At 65.4% G+C, this 16,426-nt stretch carries 15 protein-coding genes; 4 read left to right on the top strand and 11 right to left on the bottom strand.

What is annotated here, in order from left to right; all coding sequences use genetic code 11:
- Window positions 1-79: 79 nt before the first annotated feature.
- Window positions 80-943 (bottom strand): HAD family phosphatase, encoded by an 864-nt coding sequence (locus tag Q0S16_RS24480; protein WP_295854494.1) that lies wholly within the window; start codon window positions 941-943, stop codon window positions 80-82.
- A gap of 117 nt (window positions 944-1,060) precedes the next feature.
- Window positions 1,061-3,076: a lytic transglycosylase domain-containing protein gene (locus tag Q0S16_RS24485; protein WP_295854498.1), complete on the bottom strand. Its 2,016-nt coding sequence runs from the start codon at window positions 3,074-3,076 to the stop codon at window positions 1,061-1,063.
- Window positions 3,077-3,422: 346 nt separating this feature from the next.
- Here Q0S16_RS24485 and Q0S16_RS24490 point away from each other — a divergent pair, with 346 nt between their 5' ends.
- Window positions 3,423-4,901: a DUF1800 family protein gene (locus Q0S16_RS24490; RefSeq protein WP_295854500.1), complete on the top strand. Its 1,479-nt coding sequence runs from the start codon at window positions 3,423-3,425 to the stop codon at window positions 4,899-4,901.
- Window positions 4,898-6,124, top strand: coding sequence for a DUF1501 domain-containing protein (locus tag Q0S16_RS24495; RefSeq protein ID WP_295854503.1), 1,227 nt, complete (start codon window positions 4,898-4,900; stop codon window positions 6,122-6,124). Before Q0S16_RS24490 ends, Q0S16_RS24495 begins: the two co-directional genes overlap by 4 nt.
- 73 nt (window positions 6,125-6,197) lie before the next feature.
- On the opposite strand, the gene Q0S16_RS26465 is transcribed toward Q0S16_RS24495, so the two are convergent.
- Window positions 6,198-6,440, bottom strand: a complete 243-nt coding sequence (locus tag Q0S16_RS26465; protein ID WP_366517860.1) for a hypothetical protein — start codon at window positions 6,438-6,440, stop codon at window positions 6,198-6,200.
- Window positions 6,441-6,583: 143 nt separating this feature from the next.
- Window positions 6,584-7,021, bottom strand: a complete 438-nt coding sequence (locus Q0S16_RS24505; RefSeq protein WP_295854509.1) for a hypothetical protein — start codon at window positions 7,019-7,021, stop codon at window positions 6,584-6,586.
- A gap of 253 nt (window positions 7,022-7,274) precedes the next feature.
- Here Q0S16_RS24505 and Q0S16_RS24510 point away from each other — a divergent pair, with 253 nt between their 5' ends.
- Window positions 7,275-7,979, top strand: coding sequence for a sulfite exporter TauE/SafE family protein (locus Q0S16_RS24510; protein WP_295854512.1), 705 nt, complete (start codon window positions 7,275-7,277; stop codon window positions 7,977-7,979).
- Window positions 7,980-8,343: 364 nt separating this feature from the next.
- Here Q0S16_RS24510 and Q0S16_RS24515 read toward each other — a convergent pair whose 3' ends face one another.
- Window positions 8,344-8,571 carry a hypothetical protein gene (locus Q0S16_RS24515; protein WP_295854514.1) on the bottom strand — a complete coding sequence of 76 codons (228 nt, stop codon included), beginning with the start codon at window positions 8,569-8,571 and terminating at the stop codon, window positions 8,344-8,346.
- A 729-nt stretch (window positions 8,572-9,300) separates the two neighbouring features.
- On the opposite strand from Q0S16_RS24515, the gene Q0S16_RS24520 reads away from it, so the two are divergent.
- Window positions 9,301-9,642, top strand: a complete 342-nt coding sequence (locus Q0S16_RS24520; protein WP_295854517.1) for a hypothetical protein — start codon at window positions 9,301-9,303, stop codon at window positions 9,640-9,642.
- Here Q0S16_RS24520 and Q0S16_RS24525 read toward each other — a convergent pair.
- The 6 genes from Q0S16_RS24525 to Q0S16_RS24550 all read right to left on the bottom strand — a co-directional run.
- Window positions 9,608-10,426, bottom strand: a complete 819-nt coding sequence (locus Q0S16_RS24525) for an HAD family hydrolase (protein ID WP_295854519.1) — start codon at window positions 10,424-10,426, stop codon at window positions 9,608-9,610. The genes Q0S16_RS24520 and Q0S16_RS24525 overlap by 35 nt on opposite strands.
- Window positions 10,423-10,950 (bottom strand): gluconokinase, encoded by a 528-nt coding sequence (locus Q0S16_RS24530; RefSeq protein WP_295854522.1) that lies wholly within the window; start codon window positions 10,948-10,950, stop codon window positions 10,423-10,425. Before Q0S16_RS24530 ends, Q0S16_RS24525 begins: the two co-directional genes overlap by 4 nt.
- Window positions 10,943-11,683 (bottom strand): 6-phosphogluconolactonase, encoded by a 741-nt coding sequence (gene pgl / locus Q0S16_RS24535; protein WP_295854524.1) that lies wholly within the window; start codon window positions 11,681-11,683, stop codon window positions 10,943-10,945. Before pgl ends, Q0S16_RS24530 begins: the two co-directional genes overlap by 8 nt.
- 3 nt (window positions 11,684-11,686) lie before the next feature.
- Window positions 11,687-13,195, bottom strand: a complete 1,509-nt coding sequence (gene zwf / locus Q0S16_RS24540) for a glucose-6-phosphate dehydrogenase (RefSeq protein ID WP_295854533.1) — start codon at window positions 13,193-13,195, stop codon at window positions 11,687-11,689.
- Entirely contained in the window at window positions 13,195-14,232 is a 1,038-nt protein-coding gene (gnd, locus tag Q0S16_RS24545; RefSeq protein ID WP_295854527.1) for a phosphogluconate dehydrogenase (NAD(+)-dependent, decarboxylating), read from the bottom strand. The genes zwf and gnd overlap by 1 nt, the downstream gene beginning before the upstream one ends.
- Window positions 14,233-14,247: 15 nt before the next feature.
- Window positions 14,248-16,426 (bottom strand): bifunctional transaldolase/phosoglucose isomerase (locus Q0S16_RS24550; protein WP_295854530.1); only part of this gene is annotated, 2,179 nt, incomplete at its 5' end.

A 16,426-nucleotide genomic window follows, 5' to 3' on the forward strand; every position in this document is an offset into this window, starting at 1 on the left:
CCAATTGGCTTTCCCGGACCTCGCAATGACGGGGCCAGTGATTTGAACTAAACTAAATCATCCCGCTCTAGTGGAGTGATCAGGCGCCGAGCCCGGCCCGCTGCCGCAGCGTGGCGAGCGCGACATGCAAATCGGGCACGACGGCGGCGCATTTGGCCAGCGTCACGGCGCTGGGCGGCAGGATGTCCGGCACCAGGATCGGGATCGTGCCGGCGGCATGCGCCGAGGCGATGCCGGGCCCGGAATCCTCGATCGCAATGCAGGCCTGCGGCCGTATGCCGAGCCGCTGCGCGGCCAGCAGATAGAGCTCGGGGCTGGGCTTGCCGCGCGCGACATCGTCGCGCGTCAGCATGGTCTTGAAATGGCCGCGAATCCCGCCGAGCGTCAGATGCTGTTCGGCGGTGTGGCGCGACGACGACGTCACCAGCGCGATCGGGCAGGCGGCCCGGCGCAGTGCGTCGAGCAATTCGACCGCGCCCGGTTTCAGCGGCATGCCGCTGCGAAAGATCTCGTCGCGGCAGGCGATATAGGCCTCGTTCAGCGCCGGCATCGGAAAGTCGGCGCCAAAATGCTCGCGCAGGATGCTCTCGCATTCCGGGCCGGGGATGCCGATCATGGAATGACCGATGGCGGTGCCGTCGGGGTAGCCGAGCGCTTCCAGCGCGGTGTTCAGGCTCGCCAGATAAACCCGCTCGGTGTCGAGCAGTGTGCCGTCCATGTCGAGCAGCACCGCCTCGACATGCCATTTCGGGGCGGCCACGCCGGACTTCTTGCGCAGGCAGTCCCGGCACAGGCAGTCGCCCGACGTCATGGGCATCGGCAGCACGGACGTCTCCGCCGCGCACCAGCAGTCGCCGGAGAGGTCGCAGACGAATTCTGTGCCGCATTCGGCGCAAGCAAGGCGGCGGCCGGGCGGCCGCGCCGTGTCGATCTGATCTGTCATATCGTCCGTCAACCCTGGCCAGACATTCCCGCAAACCATACGCCGCCGCCGCCGCGAGGCCAACTCGATCGCCGCGCCGCGATGGCCAGCGCGATTCGGCCGTCAGTGCGGCTTCGTTTAGCCCGCGCCCTGCATATCGCTCTCGATGCCGAGCGCCGGTTTGCCGAACCGGGCGCGGTAGACCTGCAGATTCTCCAGCACGCGCTGCACATAATTGCGCGTCTCCGCGAACGGGATGCGTTCGACCCAGTCGATCACGTCGACCTCACGCCGGCGCGGGTCGCCGTAACGCGCGATCCACTGCTTGACGCGTCCGCGCCCGGCATTATAGCCGATCAAGGCCAGCACGTGGTTGCCCTCATAATCGTTCAGCAAGTTGACGATCTCGGCGGAGCCGAGCCGCAGGCTGTAGCTCGGATCATTGCTGAGCGCCTTGGCGTCGAAGGCGAAGCCCATGCGGCGGCCGAGCGTCTGGCCGGCGGCGGGAGTAACCTGCATGAAGCCGGTGGCCTTGGCGCCGGAGACGACCTGCGGGTTGAAGGCGCTTTCGGTCCGCGTGATGGCATAGACCAGGCTCTTGTCGGCCTTCGGCCCGAGCGGCGCGAACTCCGGCAGCCCGGTCGCGGGAAAAGCGTAGTTATCGAACGCCATGCCGCGGTTCACCGCCGCGCGGCCGATCGCCAGCATGGCGCCGGCGTCGTGGCGGCGCGCGGCCACCCCGGCGATCTGCACCAGTAACGCACGGTCGGCGGTGGCGCCGAGACCGGCGGCGAACGCCACCACTAGTTTGCGGTTGCCGGTCAGGTACAACAGCTCGGCGGCGCGAAGCAGGTCACGCTGCGCAATGCTGGCCTGCCGGACATCGGCCGAGGGCGGCTTGCGCAAACGGGTGTCGCGGCAGCCGAGCCGGGCGCAGGCGAGCTGGCCATAATAGGTGGTCGAATGCTCGGCCGCGACCTGGTAGTGCTGACGCGCCGACTTGGCGTTGTGACGGGCCTGCGCGGTTCGTCCCATCCAGTAATGCGCGCGCGCGACCGAGGTCGGCTGCGACGTGACCGTCAATATCCTGGCGAAGTTCTTCTCGGCGGTTGGCGGGTCGCGCAGGAAGCGCAGTGCGATCCATCCCATCATGAAGGCGCGATCGACCTGGTAGGTGTCTTTCGCGGGGGCCGCGTCCGACACGGTGCGATAGGCCAGCCGCGCATGGCCGCCGTCGAGTAGTTGCCGCGCCAGTGCGCGCCGCTCGACCCACCAGACGTCGGGATCGCGGATCGCGTCGGCGGCACGTGGCGCCGAGATCATCGTCTGCGCGGCTTGCGCGCTCTGGTCGTGGCGCCGCAGCCACTGCGCGCGCGTGAACAGAAAAGCGGGATCGCTGCGCCCGGCCGCCGGCACCGCCGCCAGCAGCGCCTTGGCCTGCGGGCTGTTGCTTCTTACGGCGATGCGGGCCGCGACGATGGCCAGTTCGGTAGCGCCGAGCCGGGCGGCGGCCCGTTTCGCGGTCGTGAGGTCATCGGCATAGAGCCGCGCCTGCATCCGGGCGCGGTGATCAGCGGAGGTAAGCTGGCGTCCGAAAGTCGCTAGAATCTCGGTTTCGAGTTTGGCCGAAAGCCCGTCGGCCTGCCACACCAGCCGCGCATAGTCAGTCGCCGCGGTGGCGTTGCCGCGCGTCCATTGCGCGCGTGCCATCGCCAGCCGGCCCAGCGTGCTGCGCGGTTGGTATTGCGCGAAGAATGCCATCACCGTGCCGGCGTCGGCCTGCTCCGTCCACAGCCGCGCCTCGGCCCGCCGCCGCAGCAGGACGATGCCCGGCCAATCCGGGTTGGCCCGTATGAACGCGGCGTAGCGCGCGAAGTCGGCGTCATTGTCGTCGGATCGCAGGATCACCCATTCAGCCAGCCGGCGCCCGAGCGGATCGCGGATCTGGTCACGCCGCGCGGTCGCGGCGGTGGCCTTGCCGCTGCGCGCGAGCTGCGTCGCCTCGCCGATCGTCCTGACATCGTCACGCGACAGGCCGTGCTCCACCGCCAGCGCCGGACTGGCGAGCAGTCCCGACAGCAGCGCCGCGCCGAACGCGAGGCGATGCAACGGGCGCATCGGACGAAAGAGCTCGAGCGCAACTGGATGTCTCATGAATCTCCGTGAGGTCGGAACGAGTGGGCTGTCGGGCGCGGCCGACGGTCGGCGCAAAACCTTCATGAAGTGCGAACACATTTTGCCGTGACCGGACGCGAACATGGCCAAACCGCGGCGGACGGCGAATTCGATCGCAAACTGGCCGCTTAAGCCGGACATTTGGTGATCGACGGCGAGCTCGCGCAGGTATCGCGTCGATATGTCCCGGGCTCCGACCGTTTCTGTACAGCCGGTTGGCCGATGCCGCGTCGAACCTTAATCGGAATCTTCATCGGCGGTTCATCGGGCTGCGCGCTATAATGCGATGCTCGATCATTGCATAAGCGCCTCCAGGGAACTTCCGATGGCCCGCGATCCGCAAGGCGCGCTTGTCGCGCTCAACCGCTTTGGCTTCGGCGCCCGTGGCGGCGCTTCCGGCGATATCCTCAATGCGGCATCGGATCCGCGCGGCTATGTGAAGGCCGAGCTTTCGCGGCCCAATGCCGTGCTGCTGGAACTGCCCGGCCTGCAATCGACGCCGGCGCTGGCGCAGGCGCTGTTCGCCTATCAGCTCGAGGTCAAGACCGCGCGCGAGGCCGCCGCCAGGGCGCCGAGCGAAGCCGCGTCCGTGATGGACGTCAAGCCCGACGCGGTGGCGATGACCGGCAACACCACCATGACGGTGCAGCCCGATGCGGCAAAGCCGGCGGCTGCGCCACCGCCGCCGCCCAATGTCGTGCAAAAAGTGTTTCGCGCGGAATCGCTGGCGCGGATCCAGCGCGCCACGCTGGCCGAAGGCGGCTTTGTCGAGCGCCTGGTGGTGTTCTGGTCGAACCATTTTTGCATCTCGGCCAATAAGGGCGAACCGGCGCGGATCTGGGCCGGCTCGTTCGAGCGCGAGGCTATCCGTCCGTTCGTGCTCGGCAAATTCAGCGACATGCTGCGCGCCGTCGAGCAGCACCCGGCGATGCTGTTCTTTCTCGACAACCAGCAGTCGATCGGCCCGGAGTCAAAGGCCGGCCAGCATGGCAAGCGCGGCCTCAACGAGAACCTCGCCCGCGAGATCATGGAGCTGCATACGCTGGGCGTTGGCGGCGGCTATGCGCAAGGCGACGTCACCGCGCTGGCACGCATCATCACCGGCTGGACCTTTGCCGGCCGCGACGGCAAGATCGGAACGCCTGGCAGTTTTGCCTTCAATGCCAATGCGCATGAGCCCGGCGCGCAGACCCTGCTCGGCAAGAGCTATGACGACAGCGGCGTGACGCAGGGCGAAGCGGCGCTGGCTGACATCGCGCGGCATCCATCGACCGCGAAATTCATCGCAACAAAGTTCGCGCAGCATTTTGTCGCCGATGCCCCGCCGCCGGCTTTGGTTGGCAAGCTAGAAGCGATGTTCAAAAAGTCCGACGGCGACCTCAAGGCGATGGCGATCGCGCTGCTCGATTCCGACGAGGCCTGGAAAGCGCGGCTGACCAAAGTGCGCACGCCCTACGAATATTTGATCGCCACCGGCCGGGTGCTGGCGCGGATTCCGGAAGATCCCGGCCGCTACATCGGCAGCCTCAACATGCTCGGCCAGCCGCTATGGACGCCGGCGGGGCCGAACGGATTTCCCGACAGCAATGCCGCCTGGGCCGTGCCGGAAGGCATGAAGCTTCGGCTCGATATCGCGGCGCAAGTATCATCGAAGATCGCCGACAGCGTCGATGCTCGTGAACTGCTCGAAATCGTCGCCGGCGACGCGGCTTCCAATGAAACTCGCCAGACCATCGCACGCGCGGAGACCCGGCAGCAGGCGCTGGCGCTGCTGCTGATGTCGCCCGAATTCCAGAGGAGATGACGATGGATTGCGAAAGCCGGACGTCGTGGCGTGCCTCGCGCCGCGCCTTGCTGCTCGGTGGCGCAGCCTTTGCCGCCTGGGCCTACATCCCCAAATTTGCCCGCGCGGCGGATGCGCGCGATCCGCGGCTGGTGGTGATCATCCTGCGCGGCGCGCTCGATGGCCTGGCCACCGTGGCGCCGATCGGCGATCCCGATTACGCCGGCCTGCACGGCTCGATCGCGCTGGCCAAAGACGGCGCGCATCCCGCTTCGATGCTGGATTCGTTTTTCGGCCTGCATCCGGCGATGCCGGAATTTGCCCGCATGTACCGCGACAAGAAAGCGGCGGTGGTGCATGCGGTCGCCACTTCCTATCGCGAGCGTTCGCATTTCGATGGCCAGGACGTGCTGGAGAGCGGCTTTGCCGGGCCCGGCCGGGTGCAGTCCGGCTGGCTCAACCGCGCCATCGAGGCGCTGCCGGCCGGCGAACGCGTCACCTCCGGTCTCGCGATAGGGCCGACCACGCCGTTGGTGCTGCGCGGCGCGGCGCCGACCGTCGGCTGGGCGCCGGTCAATCTGCCGACGGCGGCGGACGACACCGCAACCCGGCTGGTCGAGCTCTATCGGCACCGCGACCCGGCGCTGGCACAGGCGCTGTCGCAGGGCCTGCAACTCGACAAGATCGCCATCGGCGACGAGATGAAGCCGAAGTCGGGCGGCAACGCCGTCGAGGCGATGCGCCAGGTGGCGCGCGGCGCCGCTAAGCTGATGGCCGCCGATGACGGCCCGCGCGTCGCGGCTTTGGCCTTCGACGGCTGGGATACCCATGCGCAGGAGGGCGGCCCGGTCGGCCGGCTGGCGCAGTTGCTCGGCGGCCTCGATGGCGCGCTGGCGGATTTCGAAAAGGGGCTCGGTGCGCATTGGCGCGACACCGTGATCGTGGTCGCCACCGAATTCGGCCGTACCGCGAAGATCAACGGCACCGAGGGAACCGACCACGGCACCGGCACGGTGGCGCTGCTGGCTGGCGGCGCGGTCAAGGGCGGCCGGGTGATTGCGGACTGGCCGGGGCTGAAACCCGCCAATCTGTTCGAGGCCCGCGACCTCGCGCCGACCACCGATCTGCGCGCCATCCTGAAGGGCGTGCTGCATGACCATCTGGGCCTGAGCGAGCGCGTGCTGGCGGAGCGGGTATTTCCCGACAGCGGAATGGTGAAGCCCGCCAAGGGACTGGTCGGCTGAGTTCGTTCTATGCGGCGCATCGCGCACTGCGCCTTTGTGCTATCGGCCGCCATAATCGCGAAATAGTCGTCCGTCAGGAACCGAACGGATGGAAATTTATTGTGTCGCCAGCGGCAATTGCGCCGCCTTGGGAGAGACGCATGAAATTCCTGATTGCCGCCGCCGCGATCGTCACCGTCGCCGCCACCTGCAGCCCGGCTTCCGCCGCGATGATGGCCTGCTCCAGCGAGAACATGATGAAATCGATTAACGCGGGCGGCGCCATGCCCGACAGCCCCGGCAAGATGGGGATGATGAAGGAAATGGCGATGGCCAATACGCAGATGTCCAAAGGCGACATGCGCGGCGCCTGCAAGAGCTACATGAGGGCGCAGAAGATGGGGATGATGAAATCCTCAATGTGACACGGCATCGCGAAGATCGGGGCCGGCGGACTCCCGCTGGCCCCGTGCTTCAAGATTACCTCATCGAGATCGCCAGTCCGCTCAGATCGGCATTGATCATCAGCCCGGTCTGGCGGCCGCTGAGTTCGAGCACCGCGCCGTTCTGATTGGCCAGCACGATGGCGCTGACGCCGCGGCCGACCGCGGCCCCCGCGCCGCCGGCGCCATAGACGCCCGCCACGTCCGATGGACGAAAGATGTTGCTGACGCGACCGGACAGATAGGTCTGCGACGCGCCGAACACCAGGCCGGCGCTCAACCCGCCGATCGACAGCGGGTAGGTGCGGCCGCGAAACGTCAGCGTGCCCGAGCCGCCCGACGCGCCGATGAACCAGCCGCCCTTCAGCACCGAAATCCGGATCGTGCCGCTGTCGGCCCGCGCCGCGGAGGAGGCGCCGAGCCCGGCAAGGGCAAGCGTAGCGGCGACAAGGGCATTGCGAAGGGAAACGCGCATGAAAAGTCCTCTGGATGATGATTCAGGTGCCGGAATGGCGGAAAATACACCGTGACATGCACGGCGCCTCGCGGCGACTCTAAGGCGGCCGTCGGGCGCCCGACAGGTTGTTCGAAGGTGTCGTCCGCCGGTATCACCCCGACGGCGCGGCAGCGCAAGCCTGCCTGACGGCACGGCGTCCCACCTTGACCCTGCGCAAGTTGCCGGTCGCGGCTACGTCGTAGGCTGCCTGGATGTGCCAAGGGACCGCTTGATGTTCGCCTTCGACCAACCGCTTGTCGTCGCGGGGCTGCTGCTCGGGCTGTCTTCCAGCCTGCATTGCTTCGGCATGTGTACTGGCATCGCCGCCAGCCTGCACTTCGCCACCGGTCCTGATCGTGCTACCCGCGATCTGCTGCTGACCACCATGCTCATCAACGCCGGCCGGATCGGCAGTTACATCCTCGCGGGCGCGCTGGTCGGCGGGCTCGGATCAGGAATCTTCGGCGCGTTCGATCATGCGCTGGCCAACACCATATTGCGCTGGGCGGCGGCGGCGGCACTGGGCTGGATCGGGCTGTCGATGCTGGAGATGCTGCCGCTGCCGACGGGGCTCTATGCCCTGGCGTCGCGGATCAGTGGGCTGATGGGCTCGCTCGCCCGGGCCGCGCATCTGCCGGCGCCGGTGGCGCTGCTGCTGAGCGGCGCGGTCTGGGGTTTCCTGCCCTGTGCGATGGTCTATGCGACGCTGTTCTACGCCATGCTGTCCGGCTCCTGGGCCAATGGCGCGGTGGTGATGGCCGGCTTCGGCCTCGGCACCCTGCCGATGCTGGTCGCCTCGGGCCTCGGCCTGCCGCTGTTGCGCCGCCGCGCGGTGTCGCTGTGGCTGCGCAATGCCGTCGGCGTCGCCATCCTGATGGTCGGAATCGTCACCGCCGGCATCACGCCGTCCACGCTGGCGGCATGGTGCAGGTCCTGAAGTAGTTAGGATGAATGATGATAAAACTGCGCCAAAGGCGCGGCGCTAACGTACAGATGCGCAAGGTGACACAGCATATTTCAGCGGTTCAGGCGAGGGAGTTGCCCCGCGCGCTGTGGCGAATGCCGTGGATCACGATCTCGGTGGCGTTGGCGCGATAGAACACAAGGTATGGATAAGGAAAAGCGACGATGCGACGCAGACCAGTTTTTTGGGTTAGGCGTCCCGATTTGGGATATTACAACAACAGATCAATCCGCGTGAAGCCGCTGCTTGACATGCGTGGCGCCTTGGGGCGATGCGATATCGATCGATTGCAGGATTAGGTCCAGTTCGGCAGCGGCACGGATCGTATAGCGAAGCTTCACAGGCCATGCTTCGCCCAGATGGCGCGAACCTGTTCGTCGGTAGCGAATTCGCTACGTTCAGCCTGAGCAAGAGATTCGTCAAAAGAAGCTGCGTCTGCATCGCTCAGTTTGATCGACGCCTGATCGATACCGGCAAACTGCAACAGCATGCGCGCAAGTGAATCCTGCGTCTCTGCTGGAAGCTCGCGCACCGACTGCATGGCCTTGTCGAACAGAACCGTCATGCCGCAACATTAGCCGTCTTTGAGCCTATCGGAAAGCCTTCAGGAAGTCAGATAATAATCCCAATAACTTCATCTGCGGCACGGCAAAGCGCTGCTATACAAGCAAGCAGCATCTAAAAGCCAAATCAAATTATGTTTCCCGCATTTCGCAGGCGCTCATGCAGGCCATGCTACGACACTGTCCGCCTGCCGCTCCGCCAAAAGAATGTGCCGGCCAACGAACCCGTATTGACAATATTCCTTTTCGGATTATAAGCCTAATTACCTCATCCCACTGAGGGGCGTTTCCTGGGACGCTTGGAGGTGCGGGGTGGGGGGCGGCGCCTGCGGGCGCGGGGCAGACGTTGCCCTGCGCACTCGGGAGGCCCTGGGTGGCCGTCCGGCTCCAATACGGGAGCCTGCCTTGAATGGCTGGACGCGGTCGGCGAAAGGCGGGGAAATCTCGCCGGAGTGTCCTCTTCGGAGGTCACGTGCTGGCCCGGAAGAACGGCCCCGGGGACAGAAATCGCCGCGGTGGAGCGTCGAAAGGCGTTTCCGCGGCCTCTGGTTTCCGGCGATCCGGGGATCACGCCGCGGCCAACTACCTGAAGGCGCGCCTTTCGGCGCTCCGCCTCCCTCACTTGGGAGGCCTGCTGGACCTACCGATCACGCAACTGATTTGCGGGCGCCGCTTTCGCGCGCCCGGCGCGGCGGCGTGCCGCGATCATTCCCGCAATGGAGAGCGATGACATGGCCACGACAGAATGGGACAAGGATTTTCTCGACGACCGCGAAAGCGAGGCGGAGGCGGTGGCGTTCAAAGCCCAGTGCGACGCCGACTGGCAGCAGGCGGTGCGACAGGTCCGGCGCGAAATATCGGAAATGTACCGCGGCTTCGAGCGATGCGCGGATCGAGCCTGTCGCCGCGCCAGACGCTGCATGGCAGAAGATTGCATCATGGGACTGGCCGTTCCGCTGCCGGACAAGGTCATGCGGTCGTTGGTCCAGGATGTCTATGCCGAGATCCAGCAGGACCGCCGCGAGGCCGCGCTGGCGCTCAGGCCGGCGTCGCGGCGTTGTGCTTCAAGATGATCTCGACCGCGCCGGCAAAGCCGTCCTCTTCATTGGAGGTGGTGACGTCGGTGGCCTGCGCTTTGACGTCGTCGGTGGCGTTGCCCATCGCCACCGACAGGCCGGACACCCTGAACATCGCCAGATCGTTGCGCATGTCGCCGATCGTGGCGATGGCCTCGGGGGAGATGTTGAGCCGCTGCGCCATCGCGGTGACGAAGGTGCCCTTGTCCTGCGCAGGCGGGGTGATATCGAGATAATAATGCTGCGACCGCACCGCGACCGCCTGATCGCCGAGCGCTTGCTGCACCGCCGCCTCGCAGCGCTCCAGCATCGCATAATCGGCGCTGGCGCCGACGATCTTGCAGGCGTTGGCAAGGAACGGCGCGAAATCATCGACGATCACCGGCTCGTGCTGGATGGTATTCTGCTCGTGCGGCACATATTTGCCGTCGTCGCGCTTGATCAGCCATTCGTCATTGGTGAACAGCCAGATGTCGGCGCCGTATTCGGCGAGCACCTCGATGCTGCGTTTCGCGGCGGCTTCGGGGATCAGGTGCTGCGTGATCGGCTTCAGATGCGCATCGACCATCGAACTGCCGTTGAACGGGCCGATCGGCAGCGTAATGCCGAGCGGCGCCACCAGAAAGCGCATGCCGACCGGCGGCCGGCTCGAGGTGATGGTGAAGCCGATGCCGGCATCGTGCAGTCTCTGCACGGCGGCCAGGACCTTGTCGGTCAGCCGCTTGTCCTTGGTCACCATGGTGCCATCCACATCGGAGACAACGAGCGCGATGCGGGTCATGGCATTTTCCTGTCGGTGAGTTGAGCGAGAATAGCGGTGATGATGACATCGACCGTAGCATTGATCGAAACCGTGATCGGGCTTTCGTCCGTGCCGGGCGGCCGCAGCGTGGCGAACTGGCTGTCGAGCAGGCCGGGCGGCATGAAGTGGCCTTTTCGCGACGCGAGACGCTCGGCGATCAATGGCTGGCTGCCGTCGAGATAGACGAGGCGGACGTCATCGCGGCCATGCACCAGCACGTCGCGATAGGCCCGCTTCAACGCCGAGCAGGCGACCACGATCTGGCCGCCGCGGTCGGCGACGGCGTCGATTTCATCGGCGATCGCCTGCAACCATGGCCAGCGATCGTCGTCGGTCAGCGGATGCCCGGCGCTCATCTTGGCGACATTGCTGGCGGGGTGGAACGCGTCGCCATCGGCAAAGCGCCAGCCGAGCTTCGCGGCCAGCGCCTCGGCGATGGTGCTCTTGCCGGAGCCGGCGACGCCCATCACGATCAGCGCGCAAGGCGCTTCGTGATCAAGCACGAAAATTCTCCGGCAGCGCGGCGCGATCGCACAGCCAGACGGTTTCGCCGTCACGGGAATGCGCACGGTTGGCTGGCAGATCCTCGCCGCCCAGCACGCGCGTCAGGATCGGCCGTTTCCCGGAGCCGGCGGTCAGGAACAGCATCTCGCGGCATGAGGCCAGCGCCGGCAGCGTCAGGCTGACGCGCGGCACGAATGGCGCCACATGCGCCTCCGGCACGCCGACGACCCATCGGTCGGTCACCTCGATGGCCGGGTATCCCGGAAACAGCGAGGCAACATGACCATCGGGTCCGACGCCGAGCAGCACCAGATCGAACAGCGGGCGCGCCGGATCGAGCCGGTCGGCGCCGTAAAATTCCAGCAGCAGACGCTGATACAGAGCCGCGGCCTCGTCGGGGCTGTGCGCCTGCGTGTCGATCGGATGGATATTGGCGGCAGGCGCGCAGCGGTCGAGAAAAATCTGCCGCGCAATGTTCATATTGTTGAGTGGATCGGAAACCGCGACGAAGCGGTCGTCGCCGATGAACCAGTGCACGCGATCCCACGGAATCCGGCTTTGATAGGGTGGCTTGCCCAGCACTTCGTAGAGCTGCGTCGGGCTTGAACCGCCGGTCAGGCAGATCGCGATACGGCCGGGATCGCTACCGATCCGCGCCAGCACGCGGTCGGCGGCGGCGATCGCCAACGCAGCCGCGTCGTCGACCACGATGATCTTGCGTCCGGTTGCCATGGCCTAGCTCAGCTTCCGCCAGACGCGGCCATCGCGTTTCATCAAGTCGTTGGCTTCGCTCGGTCCCTCGCTGCCCGCCCGATAGCTCTTCAGGCCGTCGGAGCCGGCATTCTTCCAGGCCTCGAGAAACGGTTGCACCGCGCGCCAGCCGGCTTCGACGCTGTCGGCGCGCTGGAATAGAATATTGTCGCCGATCATGCAGTCATAGATCAGCGTCTCGTAGCCGGTCGATGGCTCGGCCTTGAAGTAGTCCTTGTAGCGGAACTTCATCTCGACGCCGTCGATCCGGATCGCAGGGCCGGGGATCTTGGTGTTGAACTGCAGCGCGATGCCCTCGGTCGGCTCGACGCCGATGACCAGGTAATTGTGCGACAGCGCTTCCACGGGGGTGCCTTGAAACATGGCGAACGGCGCCTGCTTAAACTTGATCGCGACCTCCGTTCGCTTGATACCGAGCGCCTTGCCGGTGCGCAAATAAAACGGCACGCCGGCCCAACGCCAGTTGTCGATCACCAGCTTCAATGCCGCATAGGTCTCGGTGGTGCTGCCGTTGGCGACGTCCTTGGTCTTGTGATAGTCCTCGATCACGGTATCGCCGATGGTGCCACCGATATATTGGCCGCGCACCGAATTGTGCAGCGCCTCGGCCTCGCTCTGGATCTGGATCGCGGCCAGGACGTTGGCCTTCTCGGCGCGCACGGAATGCGCATCAAATCGGGTCGGCGGCTCCATCGCCACCAGCGATAGCAACTGGAACAGATGGTTGGGGACCATGTCGCGCAGCGCGCCGGTCGCATCATAGAAACTGCCGCGGTGACCGACGCCGAGTTTTTCATCGACGGTGATCTGGACGTGGTCGATGTGGTTGCGATTCCAGATCGGCTCGAACATGCCGTTGGCGAAACGCAGTACCAGGATGTTCTGGACGGTCTCCTTGCCGAGATAATGGTCGATCCGGTAGATCTGGTGCTCGGTGACGATATCAAGCAGCTCGGCGTTCAACTTCTTGGCCGATTCCAGATCGGTGCCAAACGGTTTTTCCACCACCAGCCGTCGCCATGATCCGTTCTCCCGCAGCATACCGGCGCGACCGAGCTCGCGCGCGATCGGCGCGAAGGCGCTGGGCGGCGTGGCCATGTAGAATAGCCGGTTGCCGGTGGTTTCGCGCCGCGCCTCGAGTGCGTCGAGCTGTTCGCGCATCTGGTCGAACGACGCGGGATCCTTGGGATCAGCCTCGATGAAGGTGACGCATTCCAGTAATCGCTGCGCGATGGCGTCGTCGACGGTTCGGGTTGCGAACTGCTTCAGGCCCTTCATCATGTCGTCGCGCAATGCCTCGTTCGACATCGCGCCGCGGGCAATGCCGACCACGCAGAATTTTTCCGGCAGCAAATTGGTGGCGGCGAGATTGTACAGCGCCGGGATCACCAGCCGATGGGCGAGGTCACCGGTGACTCCGAAAATGACGAAAGAGCAGGGATCAGGTTTTTTGGTATCATTCTGGGCGTCTATCACTTCCGGTCTGCCTTCGGCTGGGCGATCGCGGGCGCGGCCTGCTGGACCGGGCGCGGATGCTGCTCCGGCTCCTTGTGGCCGCCAAAGCCGGCGCGCATCGCCGACAGGATCTTCTCGGCAAAAGTATGCTCCTTGCGCGAGCGGAAGCGCGCAAACAGCGCCGCGGTCAGCACTTCCGCGGGCACCGACTCATCGATCGCGGCATTCACCGTCCAGCGGCCTTCGCCGGAATCCTCGACATAGCCGGAATAGCTGCTGAGCGTTTCGTTCTTCGCCAGAGCGGAGGAGGTGAGGTCGAGCAGCCAGGACGGGATCACGCTGCCGCGGCGCCAGACTTCGGCGATGTCCGGCAGGTTGAGCGTGAAGCGATGCGCTTCCGGCAGAACCTCGAGGTCGGCATTCTTGAGAATGTCGAACCCTTCGGCATAGGCCTGCATCAACCCGTATTCGATGCCGTTGTGAACCATCTTGACGAAATGTCCGGCGCCGACCGGGCCGGCATGAATATAGCCCTGCTCGATGCGCGGATCGCGACCGTCGCGGCCCGCGGTCAGCGGAATGTCGCCGACGCCCGGCGCCAGCGTCTTGAAGATCGGGTCGAGGCGATCGACTACCGCCTTGTCGCCGCCGATCATCATGCAGTAACCGCGGTCAATGCCCCAGACGCCGCCGGATGTGCCGACGTCGATATAATGCAGGCCCTTTTGCTTCAGTGTCTTGCCGCGGCGAACGTCATCCTGCCAGAAGCTGTTGCCGCCGTCGATGATCACATCGTCCGGCTCCAGCAGATCGGTCAGCGCATCAATGGTCATCTCGGTGATCTTGCCGCCCGGCAGCATTACCCACACCGCGCGGGGCTTGCTGAGCTTGCTGACGAACTCTTCCAGCGAGGCGCCGCCAACCGAACCATCAGCCGCGAGCGCTGCGACCGCATGCGGGTCCTTGTCATAGACCACGGTGCTGTGGCCGTTCTTCATCAGGCGGCGGACAATATTGCCGCCCATCCGGCCGAGGCCGATCATGCCAAGCTGCATTTTAGTTTCCTGTCGTCAGTGAAGGGCGGCGCGGATGGCCTTGTCGAGATCGGCGAGGCCGGTCGCGAGGTCACCCTTGAGATGGATCCGCAGTGCTCGGCGGCCACGCTCGGTCAGCACGCCGAAATCGCCGCGCGCCTGCGCGGCCTTGATGATGCCGAAGCTGGCCTTCTGGCCGGGCACCGCGAGATCGACGGCGTCTTCGGCGGTAATCTGCAGAAACACGCCGCTGTCCGGTCCGCCCTTATAGGCCTGTCCGGTGGAATGCAGGAAGCGCGGACCGAATTCCGCGACTGTGGCGACATGCCGGCTGTCGCGCACGGCCATCCGCATGCCTTGCAGCGTCGCGATGTGGCCGGCGTCGCGCTGGATGTAAGCGAGCAAAGCGACGTAATCGCCGGTGCCGGAGCGGTCGAGTTGCGCCTTGAACCACGACGCCAGATCGCTATTGGCGCCCGCCTTGCGCAGTGCCGAGGCGTTGCGGTCATCGGTGTAGAGATCGATGGAAGTCGTCGAAATTACCGGCGTTTCCAGTGGCATCGCACCGCTTTTCTCAAACGCGGCCGTGAGGTCGCGGGTCTTGATCTTGGCGTCCTCGACATCCGGCTGGTTGAACGGGTTGATGCCGAGGATCGAGCCGGCCATCGCGGTGGCGATCTCGAAGCGGAAGAACTCCTGGCCGATATGGTCGATCGATTTCAGCACGATCCGCGCCACGGGATGGCCGGCCTTCTCCAGCGCCTCCAGCTTCGCATCATGCACGGCGTCACTCTCTCCGTCGGTGCGCAGATCAATGAAGAAGCGATCATGGCCGTAGACCTCGGGCGCGCCCAGCGTCTCGCCATCGATCGGCACCAGCCCCTTGCCGTCCTTGCCGGTGGATTCGGCGATCAGCTGTTCGGCCCAGGCGCCGAAATCGGCGATCTTCGGCGACGACAGGATGGTGACCTTGTCGCGGCCATCGAGACCGGCGCTGCCCATCGCCAGGCCAAGTTGCACCCCGGGATTTTCCGCCGGCGGGACGTCCGGTCCGCAGGAGCGGACCATCGACAGGGTGAGTCCCAGCAGCTTCGCCACATCGAGCCCGGCGGCGACGGCCGGCACGAGGCCGAATGGTGACAGCACCGAATAGCGTCCGCCAATCGTGGGGTCGCCGTGGAAAATCCGCGCGAAGGACTGCGCCCGGGCCGCCTTGTCCAGCGATGAGCCGGGATCGGTGACAGCGACGAAATGCTGACCAGCTCTGTCAGCGCCAACGACCTTGCTCACTTCGCCGAAGAAGTAATCCTTCATCACATTCGGCTCGGTGGTGCCGCCGGACTTGCTGGAGACAATGAATAGCGATTTCGCCACGTTCACTGCGGCCGCCATCGCGCGCACCTGCGCGGGATCGGTGGAGTCGAGCACGCGCAGTTTCGGGAAGCCGGCGACCTGCGCAAAGGTCTGTGCCAGTACGTCCGGCCCGAGGCTCGAGCCGCCCATGCCGAGCACGACGGCGTCGGTGAAGCCCTGCGATTGTACCCAGGTGGCGAACTCGCCATAATCGGCGAGCTTGGTGGTTTCATCGGCAACGCTGCCGAGCCAGCCCAGCCACTTGTCCTCGTCCTGGCCGGTCCAGACCGATTTGTCCTTCTGCCACAGCCGGCGGATTTTCGCCGATGCGCGCCATTCTTCGGTATGGGTTTTCAAGGCCTCGGCGATACCGGCACCGAGCGTCAGTTTCTGCGCGTCGAGGTGGCCTGACAGCGATGCGCCGCGCTTGTGCGCCACCGCGCCATAAAGTTTGTCAGCGGCGTCGGCGAACTGCTTGACGCCGTCCGTCACCAGATCAGCCGTGATGGTGTCGAGCGAGATGCCGGTGTTTGCCAGATCGGCGAGCACCTGCTGTGCCTCATCAAGATTCTCTTCGAGACTGTCGCGCACCCGGCCATGGTCGCGGAAGGCGTCGAGCGTGGCGGGCGGCACGGTGTTGACCGTGTTCGGTCCGATCAGCTCTTCCACATAGAGCGTGTCGCGGTAGTCCTTGCTCTTGACGCCCGTCGAGGCCCACAGCAGCCGCTGCGGCTGCGCGCCCTTCGCCTTGAGCTTGTCCCAGCGCGCGCCGGAGAATATCTTCTTGTAATCCTGATAGGCGAGCTTGGCGTTGGCGATCGCGACCTTGCCCTTCAACGCCGTCAGCCGTGCCTTCTCGATG

The sequence above is a fragment of the Tardiphaga sp. genome (assembly GCF_025356345.1).
In the GTDB taxonomy this organism is placed as follows: domain Bacteria; phylum Pseudomonadota; class Alphaproteobacteria; order Rhizobiales; family Xanthobacteraceae; genus Tardiphaga.